The organism is Streptomyces sp. GQ60, assembly GCF_059758875.1.
This window is the reverse complement of the sequence record NZ_JCAXEG010000012.1, coordinates 1-17,761: the sequence shown is the minus strand read 5'-3', so window position 1 is coordinate 17,761 and position 17,761 is coordinate 1. Positions and strand designations below refer to the sequence as shown.

12 protein-coding genes and 1 pseudogene are annotated in these 17,761 nt (G+C 71.2%); 1 reads left to right on the top strand and 12 read right to left on the bottom strand.

What is annotated here, in order from left to right; translation table 11 throughout:
- Positions 1–21 precede the first annotated feature (21 nt).
- From AC6CKD_RS26500 to AC6CKD_RS26465, 8 genes are all read right to left on the bottom strand, one after another.
- Complete coding sequence (locus AC6CKD_RS26500; RefSeq protein ID WP_498330523.1) at positions 22–678, bottom strand: phosphatidylserine decarboxylase; 657 nt, start codon at positions 676–678, stop codon at positions 22–24.
- A 185-nt stretch (positions 679–863) separates the two neighbouring features.
- Entirely contained in the window at positions 864–2,069 is a 1,206-nt protein-coding gene (locus AC6CKD_RS26495; protein WP_327303412.1) for an acyl-CoA dehydrogenase family protein, read from the bottom strand.
- Positions 2,070–2,073: 4 nt separating this feature from the next.
- Positions 2,074–2,586 carry a MaoC family dehydratase gene (locus AC6CKD_RS26490; protein WP_266885014.1) on the bottom strand — a complete coding sequence of 171 codons (513 nt, stop codon included), beginning with the start codon at positions 2,584–2,586 and terminating at the stop codon, positions 2,074–2,076.
- Positions 2,587–2,665: 79 nt separating this feature from the next.
- Entirely contained in the window at positions 2,666–3,640 is a 975-nt protein-coding gene (locus tag AC6CKD_RS26485) for an HpcH/HpaI aldolase/citrate lyase family protein (protein ID WP_498330521.1), read from the bottom strand.
- Positions 3,637–5,700, bottom strand: coding sequence for a protein meaA (locus AC6CKD_RS26480; protein ID WP_498330778.1), 2,064 nt, complete (start codon positions 5,698–5,700; stop codon positions 3,637–3,639). Before AC6CKD_RS26480 ends, AC6CKD_RS26485 begins: the two co-directional genes overlap by 4 nt.
- 64 nt (positions 5,701–5,764) lie before the next feature.
- Positions 5,765–7,102 carry a crotonyl-CoA carboxylase/reductase gene (ccrA, locus tag AC6CKD_RS26475; RefSeq protein ID WP_498330519.1) on the bottom strand — a complete coding sequence of 446 codons (1,338 nt, stop codon included), beginning with the start codon at positions 7,100–7,102 and terminating at the stop codon, positions 5,765–5,767.
- A gap of 415 nt (positions 7,103–7,517) precedes the next feature.
- A complete protein-coding gene (locus AC6CKD_RS26470) occupies positions 7,518–8,339 on the bottom strand; it encodes a TetR family transcriptional regulator (protein WP_498330517.1) in 822 nt (273 codons plus the stop codon).
- Positions 8,340–8,535: 196 nt separating this feature from the next.
- Complete coding sequence (locus AC6CKD_RS26465) at positions 8,536–10,368, bottom strand: 3-hydroxyacyl-CoA dehydrogenase family protein (protein ID WP_498330515.1); 1,833 nt, start codon at positions 10,366–10,368, stop codon at positions 8,536–8,538.
- A 467-nt stretch (positions 10,369–10,835) separates the two neighbouring features.
- Between AC6CKD_RS26465 and AC6CKD_RS26460 the strand changes: the two genes are divergently transcribed.
- Entirely contained in the window at positions 10,836–11,405 is a 570-nt protein-coding gene (locus AC6CKD_RS26460; protein WP_498330514.1) for a HEAT repeat domain-containing protein, read from the top strand.
- 112 nt (positions 11,406–11,517) lie between these two features.
- Here the strand turns inward: AC6CKD_RS26460 and AC6CKD_RS26455 are convergent.
- The 4 genes and pseudogenes from AC6CKD_RS26455 to AC6CKD_RS26440 form a co-directional block, all read right to left on the bottom strand.
- A pseudogene (locus tag AC6CKD_RS26455) lies at positions 11,518–11,925 on the bottom strand (RidA family protein); the annotation flags it as partial.
- Between the two features lie 82 nt (positions 11,926–12,007).
- Entirely contained in the window at positions 12,008–13,582 is a 1,575-nt protein-coding gene (locus AC6CKD_RS26450; RefSeq protein ID WP_498330512.1) for an alpha/beta hydrolase, read from the bottom strand.
- Positions 13,583–13,729: 147 nt separating this feature from the next.
- Positions 13,730–14,764: an Rv2578c family radical SAM protein gene (locus AC6CKD_RS26445; RefSeq protein ID WP_498330510.1), complete on the bottom strand. Its 1,035-nt coding sequence runs from the start codon at positions 14,762–14,764 to the stop codon at positions 13,730–13,732.
- A 183-nt stretch (positions 14,765–14,947) separates the two neighbouring features.
- On the bottom strand, positions 14,948–17,761 hold a 2,814-nt coding region (locus tag AC6CKD_RS26440; protein ID WP_498330508.1), incomplete at its 5' end, for an aminotransferase class I/II-fold pyridoxal phosphate-dependent enzyme.

Sequence of the window (17,761 nt, the reverse complement as noted above, 5' to 3'; positions counted from 1 at the left end):
AGGTTCGCCGGCGTTTCGGGTTCAGTCACGGTCAATTCGGGTCACCCCCGCGGTGGTGGCCTGTCCGACCTCGACCGCGACCTCGACGCCCTCGGGGAGGTAGATGTCGACGCGGGAGCCGAAGCGGATCAGACCGATGCGTTCGCCCTGCTCCACCTTGGTGCCGGCCGGCAGGTACGGGACGATGCGACGGGCGACGGCGCCGGCGATCTGCACCATCTCGATGTCGCCGAGTTCGGTGTCGAAGTGCCAGACGACGCGCTCGTTGTTCTCGCTCTCCTTGTTGAACGCCGGAACGAATCCACCGGGGACGTGTTCCACGGACGTCACCGTGCCCGCGAGGGGCGCGCGGTTGACGTGGACGTTCAGCGGGCTCATGAAGATCGCGACGCGGGTCCGCCCGTCCTTCCACGGCATGATGCTCTGCACCACACCGTCGGCGGGCGAGATGACCCGGCCCTGCGTGATCTCACGCTCGGGATCGCGGAAGAACCACAGCATGCCCGCCGCGAGCGCGGTGGTGGGCACGGCCACTGCCGCCCAGCGACCGGACTTGCGGGCCCGGGCGAGGCTGATGGCGGCGGTGGCGACGGTCGGCAGAAGCCACGGCGATGCTCCGCGCGCGAGGCGTCCACCGAGGAGGCCGACGCGAGGTGCAGAGGTTTGGCTGTGGGGCATGGATGACCTTCGTAGCGGGTGATGCCGCGCCGCAAACGGGGGGACGGGACGGCGGCTTTACTGGAATGCTATCGGTTGCACGCAACAACTGGGCAAGCCAGAAGCCGAGTCGATGCCCGGGAGCCAGTGACTGCTAGTGACTCTTTTGCGGAAAACCACTGGATGATTTACCGCAAAAGGGACTTTCAGCCCTGGAGCCGGTACTCCTCGAGCAGGCGTCGCCCGATGATCATTTTCTGGATCTCGGCGGTACCTTCGCCGATGAGCAGCATGGGTGCCTCGCGGTAGAGGCGCTCGATCTCGTACTCCTTCGAGAAGCCGTAGCCACCGTGGATACGGAACGCGTCCTCCACCACCTCCTTGCAGTACTCGGAGGCGAGGTACTTCGCCATCCCTGCTTCGAGGTCGTTTCGTTCCCCGGAGTCCTTTTTGCGTGCTGCATTGACCATCATCGCATGGGCGGCTTCGACCTTGGTAGCCATCTCGGCCAGCTTGAACTGGATCGCCTGGTGCTCGGCGATGGCCTTGCCGAAAGTGTGACGTTGCTGGGCATACGAGACACCCAGCTCGAACGCACGCTGCGCGACGCCGCAACCACGGGCCGCCACGTTGACGCGGCCGACCTCGACCCCGTCCATCATTTGGTAAAACCCTCGGCCGGTCTCCCCGCCCAGGACCCGATTGGCCGGAATGCGCAGTCCGTCCATGATGAGCTCGGTCGTGTCGACGCCCTTGTAGCCCATCTTGTCGATCTTGCCCGGGATGGTCAGGCCGGGCCGGACCTCACCGAAGCCGGCCTCCTTCTCCACGAGGAAGGTCGTCATCGACTTGTGGGGGGCGGTGCCCTCCGGGTGTCCTTCGTCACTGCGCACCAGAACGGCCACCAGCGTGGACGTGCCGCCGTTCGTCAGCCACATCTTCTGGCCGTTCAGGACGTACTCGTCGCCGTCCTTCACCGCCTTCGAGGTGATGGCCGACACATCGGAGCCGAGCCCCGGCTCGGACATCGAGAACGCGCCGCGCACCTCGCCCAGCGCCATCCGCGGAAGGAAGTACTCCCGCTGCTCCTGCGTGCCGTGCTGCTTGAGCATGTACGCGACGATGAAGTGCGTGTTGATGATGCCCGAGACGGACATCCAGCCGCGCGCGATCTCCTCGACGCACAGCGCGTAGGTGAGCAGCGACTCACCCAGGCCGCCGTACTCCTCCGGGATCATCAGGCCGAAGAGGCCGAGCTCCTTGAGGCCGTCGACGATCTGCTGCGGGTACTCGTCCCGGTGTTCCAGCTCGGTCGCGACCGGGATGATCTCCTTGTCGACGAACTCCCGGACGGTCTTGAGGATGTCCCTCTGGTCGTCCGTCAGGCCGGCGGTCTGGGCAAGTCGGCTCATGGTTCTACTTCCCCTGTTCCTTCAGCGTGGGGCGGCCGGGCTGCTCGCCGCCGCGCTCCTTGATGTACGTCTCGGTCGGGACCATCACCTTGCGCCGGAAGACGCAGACGAGGGTGCCGTCCTGCTTGTAGCCCTTGGTCTCCACGTAGACGATGCCGCGGTCGTTCTTCGACTTCGACGGGGTCTTGTCCAGGACCGTGGTCTCGCCGTAGATCGTGTCCCCGTGGAAGGTCGGCGCCACGTGCCGCAGCGACTCGATCTCCAGGTTGGCGATGGCCTTGCCGGAGACGTCCGGCACCGACATGCCCAGGAGCAGGGAGTAGATGTAGTTGCCCACGACCACGTTCTTGCCGAAGTCGGTCGTGTTCTCCGCGTAGTTGCTGTCCATGTGGAGCGGGTGGTGGTTCATGGTCAGCAGACAGAAGAGGTGGTCGTCGTACTCGGTGACCGTCTTTCCGGGCCAGTGCTTGTAGACGTCGCCGGGGGTGAACTCTTCATAGGTGCGGCCAAACTGCATGGTGACCCCTCCGGGGTGCTCGCCCGGGCCCTGGGGGCCCGGGACGGGGGTTGGGCGCGTCCGACGACGCGCGGTCGCCTCAGGCGCTCGGGGCCTCGAACTTCGACGTCCTGCGCATGCCCGCGGCGCGGCCCTTGCCGGAGATGACCAGGGCCATCTTGCGGCTGGCCTCGTCGATCATCTCGTCGCCGAGCATGGCCGAGCCCTTCTTGCCGCCGGCCTCGGAGGTGCACCAGTCGTACGCGTCGAGGATCAGCTCGGCGTGGTCGTAGTCCTCCTGCGAGGGGGAGAAGACCTCGTTGGCCGCGTCGACCTGGCCGGGGTGCAGCACCCACTTGCCGTCGAAGCCCAGGGCCGCCGCGCGCCCGGCGACCTCGCGGTAGCCGTCGACGTTCTTGATCTGGAGGAAGGGGCCGTCGATCGCCTGGAGGTCGTGCATGCGGGCCGCCATCAGGATCCGCATCAGGATGTAGTGGTAGGCGTCCGCGCCGTAGCCGGGCGGCTGCATGCCCACGACCAGGGACTTCATGTTGATGGAGGCCATGAAGTCGGCCGGGCCGAAGATGATGGTCTCCAGCCGCGGCGAGGCGGCGGCGATCTCGTCGACGTTCACCAGGCCCTTGGCGTTCTCGATCTGGGCCTCGATGCCGATCTTGCCGACCTCGAAGCCCATCGTCTTCTCGATCTGCGTCAGGAGGAGGTCGAGCGCCACGACCTGCTGGGCGTCCTGGACCTTCGGCAGCATGATGCAGTCGAGGTTCTGGCCGGCGCCCTCGACGACCGTGATCACGTCGCGGTACGTCCAGTGGGTGGTCCAGTCGTTGACGCGCACCACGCGGGTCTTGCCGGTCCAGTCGCCCTGGTTCAGCGCGTCCACGATCGTGTGGCGGGCGCCCTCCTTGGCGAGCGGGGCGCAGGCGTCCTCCAGGTCCAGGAAGACCTGGTCGGCCGGGAGGCCCTGGGCCTTCTCCAGGAACCGGGGGTTGGAACCCGGCACCGCGAGGCAGGAGCGGCGCGGCCGCAGCCGGTTGACCGGGGAAGAGGGCGTGGTCATGCGGGGACCTCCGTGCTTGCAAGGGTGTCAGTGTCGGTGATCTCGTCGGCGTCGCCGATCGGGTGGAGCTTGTTGGCCTTGCGGATCTCGTCGACGATACGGCCGATGATCTCCGTGATGCCGAAGTCCTTCGGCGTGAAGACCGCCGCCACCCCGGCCTCCTTGAGCGCCACGGCGTCGGCATTCGGAATGATGCCGCCGAGGACGACGGGGATGTCACCCGCCCCCGCCGCGCGCAGGCGTTCCAGCACGTCCGGGACGAGCGCGCTGTGCGAGCCGGACAGGATGGACAGTCCCACGCAGTGCACGTCCTCGGCCAGTGCCGCCGAGGAAATCTCCTCGGGGGTCAGCCGAATGCCCTGGTAGACCACCTCGAAGCCGGCGTCGCGGGCCCGTACGGCGATCTGCTCGGCGCCGTTGGAGTGCCCGTCCAGGCCGGGCTTGCCGACCAGCAGGCGCAGCCTGCCGGAGCCCAGCTCGTCGGCCGTACGGGAGACCTTCGCGCGGACGAGGGCCATGGGGGTCCCCTCCTCGGCGGTCACGGCCACCGGGGCCGAGGAGACCCCGGTCGGGGCCCGGAACTCGCCGAAGACCTCGCGCAGCGCGCTCGACCACTCGCCGGTGGTGACACCGGCGCGGGCGCACTCCAGGGTGGCCTCCATCAGGTTCTCGTCCCCGGCGGCGGCTTCCTTCAGCCGGTCCAGGGCCTGCATGACCGTGGGGAAGACGAACGGGTCGCCGCCGCCCTGCCGGTCCGAGGACTCCTGGCGCTCGGCCTTCCAGCGCCCGATGCGCTCGACGGTCTGCGCCTCCAGGGCCCCGTCCACCGTCATGATGGCGCCGTCCAGGTCGGCGGTGAGCGGGTTCTCCTCGGTCTGCTGGAAGCAGTTGACGCCGACGATCTTGTCCTGGCCGTCCTCGATCCGGGCCCGCCGCGCGGCGTGCGAGGAGACCAGCTCCCCCTTGAGGTAGCCGGACTCGACGGCCGCCATCGCGCCGCCCATCTCCTGGATCCGGTCGATCTCGGCCAGGCACTCGGCCACCAGGGACTCGACCTTGGCCTCGATCACGTGCGAGCCGGCGAAGATGTCCTCGTACTCCAGCAGGTCGCTCTCGTGCGCCAGGACCTGCTGGATGCGCAGCGACCACTGCTGGTCCCAGGGCCGGGGCAGGCCCAGCGCCTCGTTCCAGGCGGGCAGCTGCACGGCGCGGGCGCGGGCGTCCTTGGAGAGGGTGACCGCGAGCATCTCCAGCACGATCCGCTGGACGTTGTTCTCCGGCTGCGCCTCCGTCAGGCCCAGGGAGTTGACCTGGACCCCGTAGCGGAAGCGGCGCTGCTTCTCGTTCTCGATGCCGTAGCGCTCGCGCGTGATCTTGTCCCAGATGCGGCCGAAGGCGCGCATCTTGCACATCTCCTCGATGAAGCGGACGCCCGCGTTCACGAAGAAGGAGATCCGGGCGACGACCTCGCCGAACCGCTCCGGCGGGACCTGGCCCGAGTCGCGCACCGAGTCCAGGACCGCGATGGCCGTGGACATCGCGTACGAGATCTCCTGGACGGGGGTCGCCCCGGCCTCCTGCAGGTGGTAGCTGCAGATGTTGATCGGGTTCCACTTCGGGATGTGGTTGACCGTGTACGCGATCATGTCCGTCGTCAGGCGGAGCGAGGGCCCGGGCGGGAAGACGTGCGTCCCGCGCGAGAGGTACTCCTTGACGATGTCGTTCTGGGTGGTGCCCTGGAGCTGGGCGATGTCCGCGCCCTGCTCCTCGGCGGCCACCTGGTAGAGCGCCAGCAGCCACATGGCGGTGGCGTTGATCGTCATCGAGGTGTTCATCTGTTCGAGGGGGATGTCCTGGAACAGCCGTCGCATGTCGCCCAGGTGGGAGACCGGGACCCCGACCCGGCCGACCTCGCCGCGGGCGAGGATGTGGTCGGGGTCGTAGCCGGTCTGCGTCGGCAGGTCGAACGCGACCGACAGGCCGGTCTGGCCCTTGGCGAGGTTGCGGCGGTACAGCTCGTTGGACGCCTCGGCCGTCGAGTGGCCGGCGTACGTCCGCATGAGCCACGGACGGTCCTTCTGGCGCTCTGTCATCTCAGGCTGTCCCTTTGGCCTTTGAGGCGTCTCAGATGTTGCGGAAGCGGTTGATCGCGTCGAGGTGCGTCGCGCGCATCTCGTGGTCCCGGACGCCGAGGCCCTCCTCGGGGGACAGGCACAGCACGCCGACCTTGCCCTGGTGGAGGTTGCGGTGGACGTCGTAGGCGGCCTGGCCGGTCTCCTCGAGGGAGTAGACCCGCGACAGGGTGGGGTGGATCTTGCCCTTGGCGACCAGCCGGTTGGCTTCCCAGGCCTCGCGGTAGTTCGCGAAGTGGGAGCCGACGATCTTCTTCAGGGACATCCACAGGTACCGGTTGTCGTACTCGTGGTTGTAGCCCGAGGTCGAGGCGCAGGTGACGATCGTGCCGCCCTTGCGGGTGACGTACACGGAGGCGCCGAAGGTCTCGCGGCCCGGGTGCTCGAAGACGATGTCCACGTCCTCGCCGCCGGTGAGCTCGCGGATGCGCTTGCCGAGGCGCTTCCACTCCTTCGGGTCCTGGGTGTGCTCGTCCTTCCAGAACTTGTAGCCCTCGGCGTTGCGGTCGATGACCGCCGTCGCGCCCATGGCCCGGCAGATGTCCGCCTTCTCCGGGGAGGAGACCACGCAGATCGGGTTGGCGCCGCCGGCCAGCGCGAACTGGGTGGCGTACGAGCCGAGCCCGCCGCTGGCGCCCCAGATCAGGACGTTGTCGCCCTGCTTCATGCCGGCGCCGTTGCGGGAGACCAGCTGGCGGTAGGCGGTGGAGTTGACCAGGCCGGGGGAGGCGGCCTCCTCCCAGCTGAGGTGGTCGGGCTTGGGCATCAGCTGGTTCGACTTGACGAGTGCGATCTCTGCCAGGCCGCCGAAGTTGGTCTCGAAGCCCCAGATGCGCTGCTCGGGGTCGAGCATCGTGTCGTTGTGGCCGTCGGAGGACTCCAGCTCGACCGACAGGCAGTGCGCGACGACCTCGTCGCCCGGCTTCCAGGCGTTCACGCCGGGGCCGGTGCGCAGGACGACGCCCGCCAGGTCGGAGCCGATGATGTGGTAGGGCAGGTCGTGGCGCTTGGTGAGCTCCGAGAGGCGCCCGTAGCGCTCCAGGAAGCTGAAGGTGGACACCGGCTCGAAGATCGAGGTCCACACGGAGTTGTAGTTGACCGAGGACGCCATGACGGCGACCAGGGCCTCGCCCGGGCCCAGCTCGGGGAGCGGGACCTCGTCGAGGTGCAGGGACTTGCGAGGGTCCTTCTCGCGGGTGGTGAGCCCGGCGAACATCTCCGTCTCGTCCTTGTGCACGGTGATCGCGCGGTACGAGTCGGGGAGCGGCAGGGCAGCGATGTCGGCGGCCGTCGCGGCCTGCGACTGGATCGCGTCCAGGATGTCCTTCACGGTGTTGCCTCCGGCCGTTGCGCTGATGAGGGTGCGCTGAGGGAAACGGGTTGCGTGGAATGGCGAAGCGGTGTGGTGAGCGGTGCTGCTTCGGGCGCCGTCGATTCGGCTGGGGTGGAGCTGCGCGTTGCCTGTGGTGGGGCGGTGCGGGGGCCTGGTGACGCAGGCATCCGGGGCGCGTTCCGTGCCGAGTGGGCTGGACCGCGGGGACATCCGGACGAGATTCAACGTATGGCACCCCGTGTCACTCAGCAAGGCACCGCGTGCCAAAACTTTCTCTCATTTGCCGATTGACCTGCACCGATGAGCGATGATCGATCAGAGTTACCCGCGAGTAGGGGCAACTCGGACAAACGAAAGCGGCCGCCCCCGGAACGGGAGCGGCCGCTGTGACGTGTGTCGCCTCTGTTGTCGCCTACTTGTTTCTGAGCGCCTCTTCGATGGTCCGCATGACCTCGTCCAGCGGAGCGTCCGTACGGGCCACCGCCACCAGTACCTCGCCCTGCGTGCGCACCAGGGCCGGCTCGGGGGCCGGCGCCGGCGCCGTGCTCAGCGTGCGCCCCGCGCCGATCCCGGAACCGAAGGTCTTGCGCACGATCGAGAAGGCGTGGTCGAGCTGCGCCTCCACGTCGCCCTGACCGCCCGCCCGCAGCCAGCGCCGCAGCACGTGGTTGTGGGCCGTGACCACGGCCGAGGCGGCGACCTCCGCCAGCAGCGGGTCGTCGTTGCCGTCGTGGTGGTCGGTCTCGTCGAAATGGGCCAGCAGGTAGCGGGTGAAGAGCCGCTCGTACCGGGCGACCGAGGCGATCTCCCGCTCCCGCAGCGCCGGAACCTCGCGGGTGAGCCGGTAGCGCTCCACCGACACCGCCGGCGAGGCGGCGTACATCTTCATGACTTCCTTGATCCCCCGGCACACCGTGTCGAGCGGGTGCTCGTGCGCCGGGGCCACGTCGAGTACGGCCTCGGCGCGGGTCAGGGTGTCGTCGTGGTCCGGGAAGATCGCCTCTTCCTTGGACCGGAAGTGCCGGAAGAAGGTCCGGCGGGCCACCCCGGCCACCGAGGCGATCTCGTCGACCGTCGTGGCCTCGTACCCCTTGTTCGCGAAGAGCTCCATGGCGGCCGCCGCGAGCTCACGGCGCATCTTGAGCCGCTGGGCGGCCGCCTTGGTACCGGCCGGGGTCTCCGGGGCGTCGGAGGCCCCGGCGGCGCGGGGCGAGGTCTTGGCGGGCTGGGACATAGAGCGAAAGTACTTCATTCGTGCGGGAGAGCGCTCCCGAGGGGGGTGGGGCGGGAATGGATGCGGGGGAGGGCCGGCACTGGGCACACAGTGCTCCTCGGGAGGGTTCGTCCGCCGTGAGGGTCCGGCGGACCCGAGCAGCCCTCCCCACGCATCCTGTCTGTGGGGCTCCTGGGGCTCCTGCGCCTGCCGCGGATTACCGGCGGGGGGCGTACTCACGGAATCCGCGGCCGGTCTTCCGGCCCAGGCAGCCCGCCGCGACCAGGTGCTCCAGCAGCGGGGACGGGGCCAGGCCCGGGTCGCGGAACTCCTTGTGCAGGACCTGCTCGATGGCCAGCGACACGTCCAGGCCGACCACGTCGAGGAGCTCGAACGGCCCCATCGGGTAGCCGCCGCCCAGCTTCATCGCCGCGTCGATGTCGTCGATGCCGGCGTAGTGCTGCTCGACCATCTTGATCGCGTTGTTGAGGTACGGGAACAGCAGCGCGTTCACGATGAAGCCGGCCCGGTCCCCGCAGTCCACCGGGTGCTTGCGCACCTGCCGGCAGATCCCGCGGACCGTGGCGTGCACGTCGTCGGCGGTCAGGACGGTCCGGACCACCTCGACCAGCTTCATCGCCGGGGCCGGGTTGAAGAAGTGCATGCCGATCACGTCCTCGGGCCGCGAGGTCGCGCGGGCGATCGCGATCACGGGGAGCGAGGAGGTCGTGGTGGCGAGCACCGCACCGGGCTTGCAGGCCTTGTCCAGCGCGCGGAACAGCTCCTGCTTCACGTCCAGGTTCTCCGCGACGGCCTCCACGGCCAGGTCCACGTCGGCGAAGGCGTCCAGCGAGCCCGCCGCCGTGATCCGGTCGACGGTGGCGGCGGCGGCCTCCGCCGTCAGCCGGCCCCGGTCGACCGCGCGGGCCAGCGACTTGCCGATCGCGGCCTTGGCCGCGTCCGCCTTCTCCTGGCTGCGCGCCGCCAGCACCACGGCGAAGCCGGCCTGCGCGAAGACCTGCGCGATCCCGCTCGCCATGGTGCCCGAACCGGCCACGCCGACCGAGTTCACCGGACGGCTCGCCCGGACCAGTTCCCCGTCCGGCGGGGTCTGCAGGTCGCGGACGGCGACCTGGCTGCCCGGGGCCTCGTACGTGTAGAACCCGCGCCCGGACTTCTGCCCGGTCAGGCCCGCCTCGGCGAGGTGGCCGAGGATCGGGGCCGGGGCGTGCAGCCGGTCGCCCGAGGCCGTGTACATGGCCTCCAGGACGGTGCGGGCGGTGTCCACGCCGATCAGGTCGAGCAGCGCCAGCGGGCCCATCGGCAGGCCGCAGCCCAGCTTCATCGCCGCGTCGATGTCCTCGCGGGAGGCGTACTTCGCCTCGTACATGGCGGCGGCCTGATTGAGGTAGCCGAACAGCAGGCCGTCGGCGACGAAGCCCGGCCGGTCTCCGACCGCGACGGGCTCCTTGCCGAGCTCGCGGGCCAGGGCGGTGACGGCCTCGACGGCCGGCGGGGCCGTCAGCACGCTGGAGACGACCTCGACCAGCTTCATCGCCGTGACCGGGTTGAAGAAGTGCAGGCCGACCACGCGCTCCGGGCGCTGGGACTCGGCGGCCATCCGCGTCACCGACAGGGCGTTGGTGCCGGTGGCCAGGATCGCCGTGGGCCGGACGATCGCGTCGAGCTCGCGGAAGATCCGCTGCTTGAGCTCGTAGGACTCGGGGACCACCTCGATGACGAGGTCGGCGTCGGCGGCGGCGCCCAGCTCGGAGAAGGTGCGGAAGCGGGCGAGCACCCCTTCGCGCTCCTGCTCGGTGAGCTGCTCCCGGACCACGGAGCGTGCGGTGGCCGCCGCGAGGGCCGCGGTGGCCCGGCGGGCGGCGGCCTCGCTGACGTCGATGCCGATGACCTCGCGGCCGGCCCGGGCAAGGACTTCGGCGATGCCGGAGCCCATCGTGCCGAGACCGACGACGGCGATGGTCTGCAGTGCGGGGCGGGCGGGCTGGGAGGAGGGGGAGGGCTGACCGGACGTGGACGGAAGGTCCATCGCGGGACTCCAGTGGAAGAGGGTGACGGCTGAGGGGGGCGCGCGGCGCGCGGCGCGCGGGGCCGTACGGAAGACCGCGCGGCGGCCGTACGCCGGGAGCGGGCGGAAAACCGTGCGGCGGACGTGCGGCAGGGGTGCGGCCGACGTGCGGAGAAGCCCGGGGCTCCCGGAGCGAACCAGGGTTCGCGGCAGGACCGGGGTAACCCGGAGGAACCGGGGAACCCGGCAGGAGAAGCCCGTGGGGCCGAAGCGGCGGAGCCCTGTCCCGGGGTCACGCCGTGAGGTCGTGCAGAATTCGTGCAGAACCGACTGGCACGAGGTGGCTGCGTCACCAGGCCGCCCTCGTACGTGTTGGTAGGACAGTAGCCCGTGCCCAACTGGTCCGCCAGAGCGCGCAGATGTGACCTGTACCGCCCAAATGTACCGATCATCGATCATCGATCAACCGGCTGCTCTAGGGTGGCCGCGTGAACGAGGTATTGGAACGTCTGCGGGCCGAAGCCGGGCGGGCCCCGGAGGACCGGGCGCGGTACGCGGCGCTGCTCGCGGCGGACCCGGACGGCCTGGCGGACTCCCTGACCTCCGCCGGGCTGCCCCTGTGGGCCCGCGAACTGGCCGCGTACCGGCTGGGGCTGGCCGGCGACCGCCGGGCCTTCGAGTCCCTGGTCCTGCTGCTCAACCACCGGGACCCGCCGCGCTGCGAGGCGGCCGCGCAAGCGCTGGCCGTCCTCGGCGACCCGCGCACCGCCCGCGCGGCGGCGGCGCTGGCCACGAACGAACTGCGGACGGCCTACGCCCTGCACCCGGTCCGGCTGCTGGCGGCGCTGCGCGCCCCGGAGTCCGCCCCGGCGCTGATCCGGACCCTGTCGCGGCTGCTCGCGCCGCACGACCCGTACTGGCGGGTGGCCCTGGCCTGCGTGGAGGGGCTGGGCGCGCTGGCGGACCAGCGCGCCCGGGAGGTCCTGACCCGGGCCCAGTCGCACCCCCGGCTGGCGGTGGCGGCGACCGCAGCCCTGCGGGCGCTGGACCTCAGCTAGCGAAACCGGTCTTGAACCCGGTGCCGAAGCCGGCTCCGGAACCGGTCCGGAAGCCGGTCTCGTGCTCGGCCTCGGACCCCGCCCCGGACCCCGACCCGGTGCCGGTCCGCTCCGGGAGGACCGCGAAGGCCTCGATCTCCATGAGCAGTTCGGGCCGGAACAGCGCCGCCACCTGGACCGCCGAGGAGGCCGGGAGGCGGTCCGGGACGATCACCTCGTCGCGGGCCGCGCGTACCGCCGGGAGGTGGGCGACGTCCGTGACGAAGTACGTCAGCTTCACCACGTCGTCGAAGGTCGCCCCGGCCGCCGCCAGGCACAGGCGCAGGTTCTCGAACACCTGCCGGGCCTGGGCCTCGGCGTCGCCCTCGCCGACCAGCTCGCCCTTCTCGTCGAAGGCGCACTGCCCGGACACGGCGACGAACCGCCCGGTGCCCCAGACGACGTGGTGGTAGCCGGTGCCCGGCGCGACGCCCTCGGGCGCGGCGATGCGGGTGAGGTGGTTGTCTCGTGAGGTGGTCATGGGCATGATCTTGCCTGCTGTGGCTCGGCCGCCCTAGGCCGGCTCTTTCGGATCGGGCCAGGCAAGATCCGAAAGAGCCGGCCTAGCCCCGGAAGCCCAGCAGGCCGTGCAGGGCCGCGCCGCCCGCCGACGGCGGGACCGCGCGGGTCGCCGGGACCGGGGTGGGGGCCGGCTGGGCGGGGCAGACGGCGTCCGCGGCCTTGCCCGTCAGCAGGTACGCGGACAGCTTCTCGTCCAGGCACTTGTTGCCGCTGAGGGCGATGCCGTGGTTGCCGCCGCCCTCCTCCACCACCAGTGCCGAGCCCGCGAGCTTGCTCCGCATGCTCACCGCGCCCTCGTACGGGGTCGCGGCGTCCTCGGTCGCCTGGAAGAGGAGCGCCTGCGGCAGCGCCGTGTTGGTGACGTCCGGGGCCTGGAGCGGCTCGGTCGGCCAGAAGGCGCACGGGGCGTTGTACCAGGCGTTGTTCCAGGTCATGAAGGGCGCCTTGGCGTGGGTGCGCCACATGTCGGCCCGCCACTGGTTCCAGTTCCTGGGCCACGCCGAGTCCCGGCACTGCACGGCCGTGTACACGCTGTAGCTGTTGCCCGCCGAGGGCTCCACCGCGCCGAACCGCTCGTACGCCGAGACCAGCGGCTTCGCGTCGCCCTCCACCGCGTACGCGGAGAAGGCCGCGGCGAGGTGGGGCCAGTAGCCGTTGAAGTAGCCGCCCGGCATGAAGGTGTCCTCCAGCTCCGCCGGCCCCACCTTGGCGCCCGCGGGGGCCGTGCGCAGCGCGGTCCGCATCGCGTACCAGCGGGCCTCGACCGCGGCCGGGTCGGTGCCGAGGCGGTACGTGGAGTCGTACCGGGCCACCCAGGCGAGGAAGGCCTTGTGGCGGGAGTCGAAGGCCCGGTCCTGGGCGAGGTTGTCCTGGTACCAGACCCCGGCCGGGTCGACGACGGAGTCGAGGACCAGGCGGTGCACCCGGTTCGGGTGGAGCTTGGCGTACACCGCGCCGAGGTAGGTGCCGTAGGAGTAGCCGAAGTAGCTCAGCTTGTCGGCGCGCAGGGCGGTGCGCAGCACTTCCAGGTCACGGGCCGCCGACACGGTGCCGATGTACGGGAGGACGTCCGCGTGCTTGGTCTGGCAGGACTCGGCGAAGGACTTCACCCGCTCCAGGTTGGCCCGCTCGGTCTCCTCGTCCAGCGGCACGGAGTCGGGGCGTACGGGGGCGAAGTGGCCCGCGCCGCAGTCCAGGGCGGGCTCGCTCTTGCCCACGCCCCGGGGGTCGAAGCCGATCACGTCGTACTGCGCCGCGACCTCCTTGGGCAGCGCGGAGGCGATGAACCCGGCCAGGGTGCGGCCACTGCCGCCGGGCCCGCCGGGGTTGACGAGCAGCGGGCCCTGGGAGCGGGCGGCCGTGTGGGGGACCCGGGTCAGGGCGAGGGAAATCTGCCGGCCGGCCGGGTTCTCGTGGTCGAGGGGGACCTTGAGGGAGGCGCACTGGAGCGTCGGATAGCGGGAGGTCGCACAGGCGGACCACTTCGGGGCTTCGGCGGCCGGGGCGGCCGCTGCCGGGGCCGCGGCCGTGACCGGGCTCGCCAGGGTGGCGGCGAGGGTGGACACCGCCAGCAGGACGGTGGCGCGCCTCAGGGCGGGACCGGGCTTGCTTTTCATCGGGCGCAGCATCGGGTGCAGCATGGGGCCTCCCAGCCGAGTGTTCTGGCCGGAATCGTCCCGGAACCTGTGCTCGGAAGGGGGGATTGGGGCCCCGATTGGCCCGATGTGATGACCCTTCAGTCGGTCGTACGGTCGTACGGGTGCTCAGAGCAGGCTGAGCTGGGTCGCGCCGGGGGCGGGCGCGGGACCGGCCGGCCGCTCCGGCGGGACGAGCCGCCGGGACGGTCCGCGACCGCCGGGGCCGATGCCGAATTCGGCGGCGAGCTCGTGGACTTGGCGGGTGATCGTCCGCTGGTACCAGGTGGGCGCGTACGAGCCGCCCGCGTACATCCGCTCGTACCGCCCGACCAGGTGGGGGTGGTGCTCTCCCAGCCAGGCCGTGAACCACTCGCGGGCCCCCGGGCGCAGATGGAGTACCAGGGGTGTCACCGAGGTCGCGCCCGACTCGGCGACGGCCCGGACGGTGGCCCGCAACTGCTCCGGGGAGTCCCCGAGGAAGGGGATCACCGGGGCCATCAGCACTCCGCACTCGATGCCGGCGTCGGTGAGGGTGCGGACGGCCTGCAGCCGGGCGGCAGGGGAGGGGGTGCCGGGCTCGACCGTGCGCCACAGGGCGGTGTCGGTGAAGCCGACGGAGACGGAGATCCCGACGTCGGCGACGGCCGCGGCCTCCTGGATGAGGGGGAGGTCGCGCAGGATCAGCGTGCCCTTGGTGAGGATGGAGAAGGGGTTGGCCCGCTCCCGTAGCGCCTCGATGATCCCGGGCATCAGGCGGTACCGGCCCTCGGCGCGCTGGTAGCAGTCCACGTTGGTGCCCATCGCGATGTGCGCGCCGGTCCAGCGGGGCGAGCCGAGTTCGCGGCGCAGGAGCTCGGGGGCGTTGGTCTTGACGACGATCTGGGAGTCGAAGCCGATGCCGGTGTCGAGGTCGAGGTAGCCGTGCGTCTTGCGGGCGAAGCAGTACACGCAGGCGTGGCTGCATCCCCGGTAGGGGTTCACGGTCCACTCGAACGGCATCCGGGAGGCGCCGGGGACCCGGTTGACGATCGACCGGGCCCGGACCTCGTGGAAGGTGATCCCGCGGAATTCGGGGGTGTCGACGGTGCGCGTGACGACGGAGTCGGCTCCGAAGAGCGCGGCCGGGCCCGTGGTGCCCTCGGTCAGGTTGTCCCAGCGCATGGTGCGCCTCCCTCGGTAGCTCGGCTCCGAGAATAGAACAAACGTTCCCATGATCGTGCGGGGCGGTCTCCCCGGCGAGCGGCCGCCCCCCGTCCACTCGGCCTGCCGCCGGGCCGGCGGCGCCCGGACCACCTGCCGCTCGGCCGGTGAGAGGGGCGCCCCGGCATGCCCGGCGGCGGGGGGTCAGGCGGCGGCGGGGGCGCCGGTGGCCGCGTCCAGTTGCCGCAGTTCGCGCTCCAGGACGGTCACGGTCTGCCGGATCTGGTCGGGCGTGTGGTCACAGGTGATGAAGAAGCGCAGCCGGGCCATTTCCTCGGGTACGGCCGGGTAGAGGATGGGGTTGACGCTGATGCCCTGCTGGAAGAGGGCCTCCGCGAGCTTCAGCGTCTTCAGCGAGTCCCCGACGATGCACGGGACGACCGGAGTGTCGTGGCTGTCCCCGACGTCGATCCCCGCCTCGCGCGCCAGGCGGACGAACAGCGAGGCGTTGTCCGCGAGACGCGTGACGCGCTGCGGCTCGGCACGCAGGAGGCGCAGGGCGGCCAGGGAGGCGGCGGTGTCGGCGGGGGTCATGCCGGCGCTGTAGACGAAGCCCGGCACGGTGTAGCGCAGGTACTCGACGACCGCGCGGCTCCCGGCGACGTAGCCGCCGCAGCTGGCCAGTGCCTTGGACAGCGTGCCCGACCACAGATCGACGGCCCGGCGCTCGATGCCGTGGTACTCGCCGATGCCCATGCCCGTCGAGCCGATCGTGCCGATGCTGTGGGCCTCGTCGATCATCAGGAGCGCGCCGTGGCGGCGCTTGACCTCGACGAGTGCGGGCAGGTCGGCGATGTCGCCGTCCATGCTGTAGACGCCCTCGATGACGATGAGCACCCGCCGGTACTGGTCGCGGACCTGGCCGAGCAGGGTGTCGAGGGCGGCCGCGTCGTTGTGGGGGAACGGCCGCCGGGTCGCGCCGGAGAGCTTGCAGCCCTGCAGGATGCTGTCGTGGGCGAGGGAGTCGTGGAGGACGAGGTCCCCGGGGCCCATGAGGTGCCCGATCACGGTGACGTTGGTGGCGTGTCCGTTGGCCAGGGTGATCGCGGATTCGCATCCGAGCCCGTCGGCGAGTTCCGTTTCGAGTTCCAGGTGGAGCGGGCGGCTGCCGGACAGCAGCCGGCTGGCGGACACCGAGGTGCCGTAGCGCTCGACGGCCTCCTTGGCGGCCGCCTTCACCTTCGGGTCGGTCGCCATGCCCAGGTAGTTGTAGCTGGAGAAGGAGACGAGTTCGCGGCCGTCGACGACCGTCGTGTCCGTCATGCCGCCTTCGTGGACGAGGAAGTACGGATTGGCGAGTCCCAGCCCGGCGAGCGTGCCGATCCGCTCACCGTGGGCGGCGACCTCCGGGAAGCGGTCGATCCGCGTGTGCTCCGCCGGCGCGGCCGGGTCCTCCGTCGGCCGGACCGGAGGCGTCGGGACCACGCGCAGGCGCGGGGAGTCCGCCGCGGGCGGGTCGGGAGCCACCACGGCCGGAGTCAGCTCGGCGGACGTCGCCGGCGGGGTCCCGTCACCGTCCCCGGCGCGCTGCCCGGGGACGGCCGTCGCCGCCGTGGCCGCCGGACGGTCGCCCGTGATCAGCGCGGCGAGCCGGGCGACGGTCGGCCGGTCGGCGGCCCGCTCGTCGAAGGTCCACTGCGGCCACTGCCGCGTGAGGGAGGTGAAGAGGTCGGTCAGCATCAGCGAGTCGAAGCCGAGGTCGTCGATCAGCAGCTGGTCGTTGCTCAGCTGCTCCACCGGGAAGGCACTGATCCGGGCCACCTGTGCGAGCACGGCGCCGGTGATCTCGTCGGTGACCTCGCCGGCGACCTCCTCCGCCACCGTGCGCGGGGCGGGCGGGTCGGCGGGGGCGGCGGCGGGGGCCTCGGACTCCGCGGGTGCCGCGGCCGCGGGTACGGCCGGGGCGGCGGGCACCGGCGCGGGGAGCGTCCCCGTGAGGCGGGCGAGCAGCACCGCCTGCTGCTGGACCAGCCGGAGCAGTTCGTCCATCGGGGTGTCCGCCGGGTCGTACGTCGGGGCGTTCATCGAGGTCTCCTCGGACTGTGCGGGCCCAACGGGCTGTACGGGCTGTACGGGCTCTACGGGCTCGCCGGACCGCACGGGCCGCGGCGGGAGGGAGGCGGCGGGCGGGTCCTGCTTCGCGGCGCGCCTGGCCGGCACCCAGTAGGACTGGGTGGCGAGCCCGGCCACCGGCAGGTCCAGCAGTCGGCGGTCCTCCTCGGAGATCAGGGCGCGCGGGTCGACGGGGGCGCCCAGGACCGCGAGCCGGGCGAGGGCCAGCACGAAGGTGCGCCCGTCGTCCGGCACCTCCCCGGAGACGGGGACGACGTGGACGTCGTCGTGGCCGGTGAGGTTGCGGCGGACCGAGGTGAGGAGCGAGGTTCCGCCCGTCACTTGGAGGAAGACGCGGGCTCCCTGGTCGTAGGCGGTGCGGACGGCATCGCTGAAGAGGACCGGGGCGGACGCGTGCCGGGCCCACAGCTCGCGCAGCCGGTCGGGGTCGGTGCAGACCTCGCCGTTCACGGACGAGACGAACGGCAGGACCGGGCCGACGATCGGGCGGGCGGTGAGGCCCGAGCGGATGGTGTCCTCGACGGCGGCCAGGTGCGGGGAGTGGAAGGCGTTGGACACGTCGAGCGTCGCAGTGACGACCCCGGCCGCGGCGCAGGCTTCGCGCAGGGCGGTGAGACCTTCCGGTGTGCCGCTGACGACGATCTGCCGGGGCTGGTTGAAGCAGGCGAGCCACACGTCGTCTATCCCGTTCGTGAGCCGGCGGCAGGTCTCCTCGTCGGTCTGCACCGCGAGCATCCCGCCCCCCGGGAGGCGGGCCTCGGCCTGCCGGAGGGTCGCACCCCGGTGGACCAGCAGCCGGACCGTGTCCACGTGGGTGAGCGCTCCGGCGGCCGCGGCGGCGGCGAATTCTCCGGCGCTGTGGCCGAGTGTGAGGTCGGGGGTGAT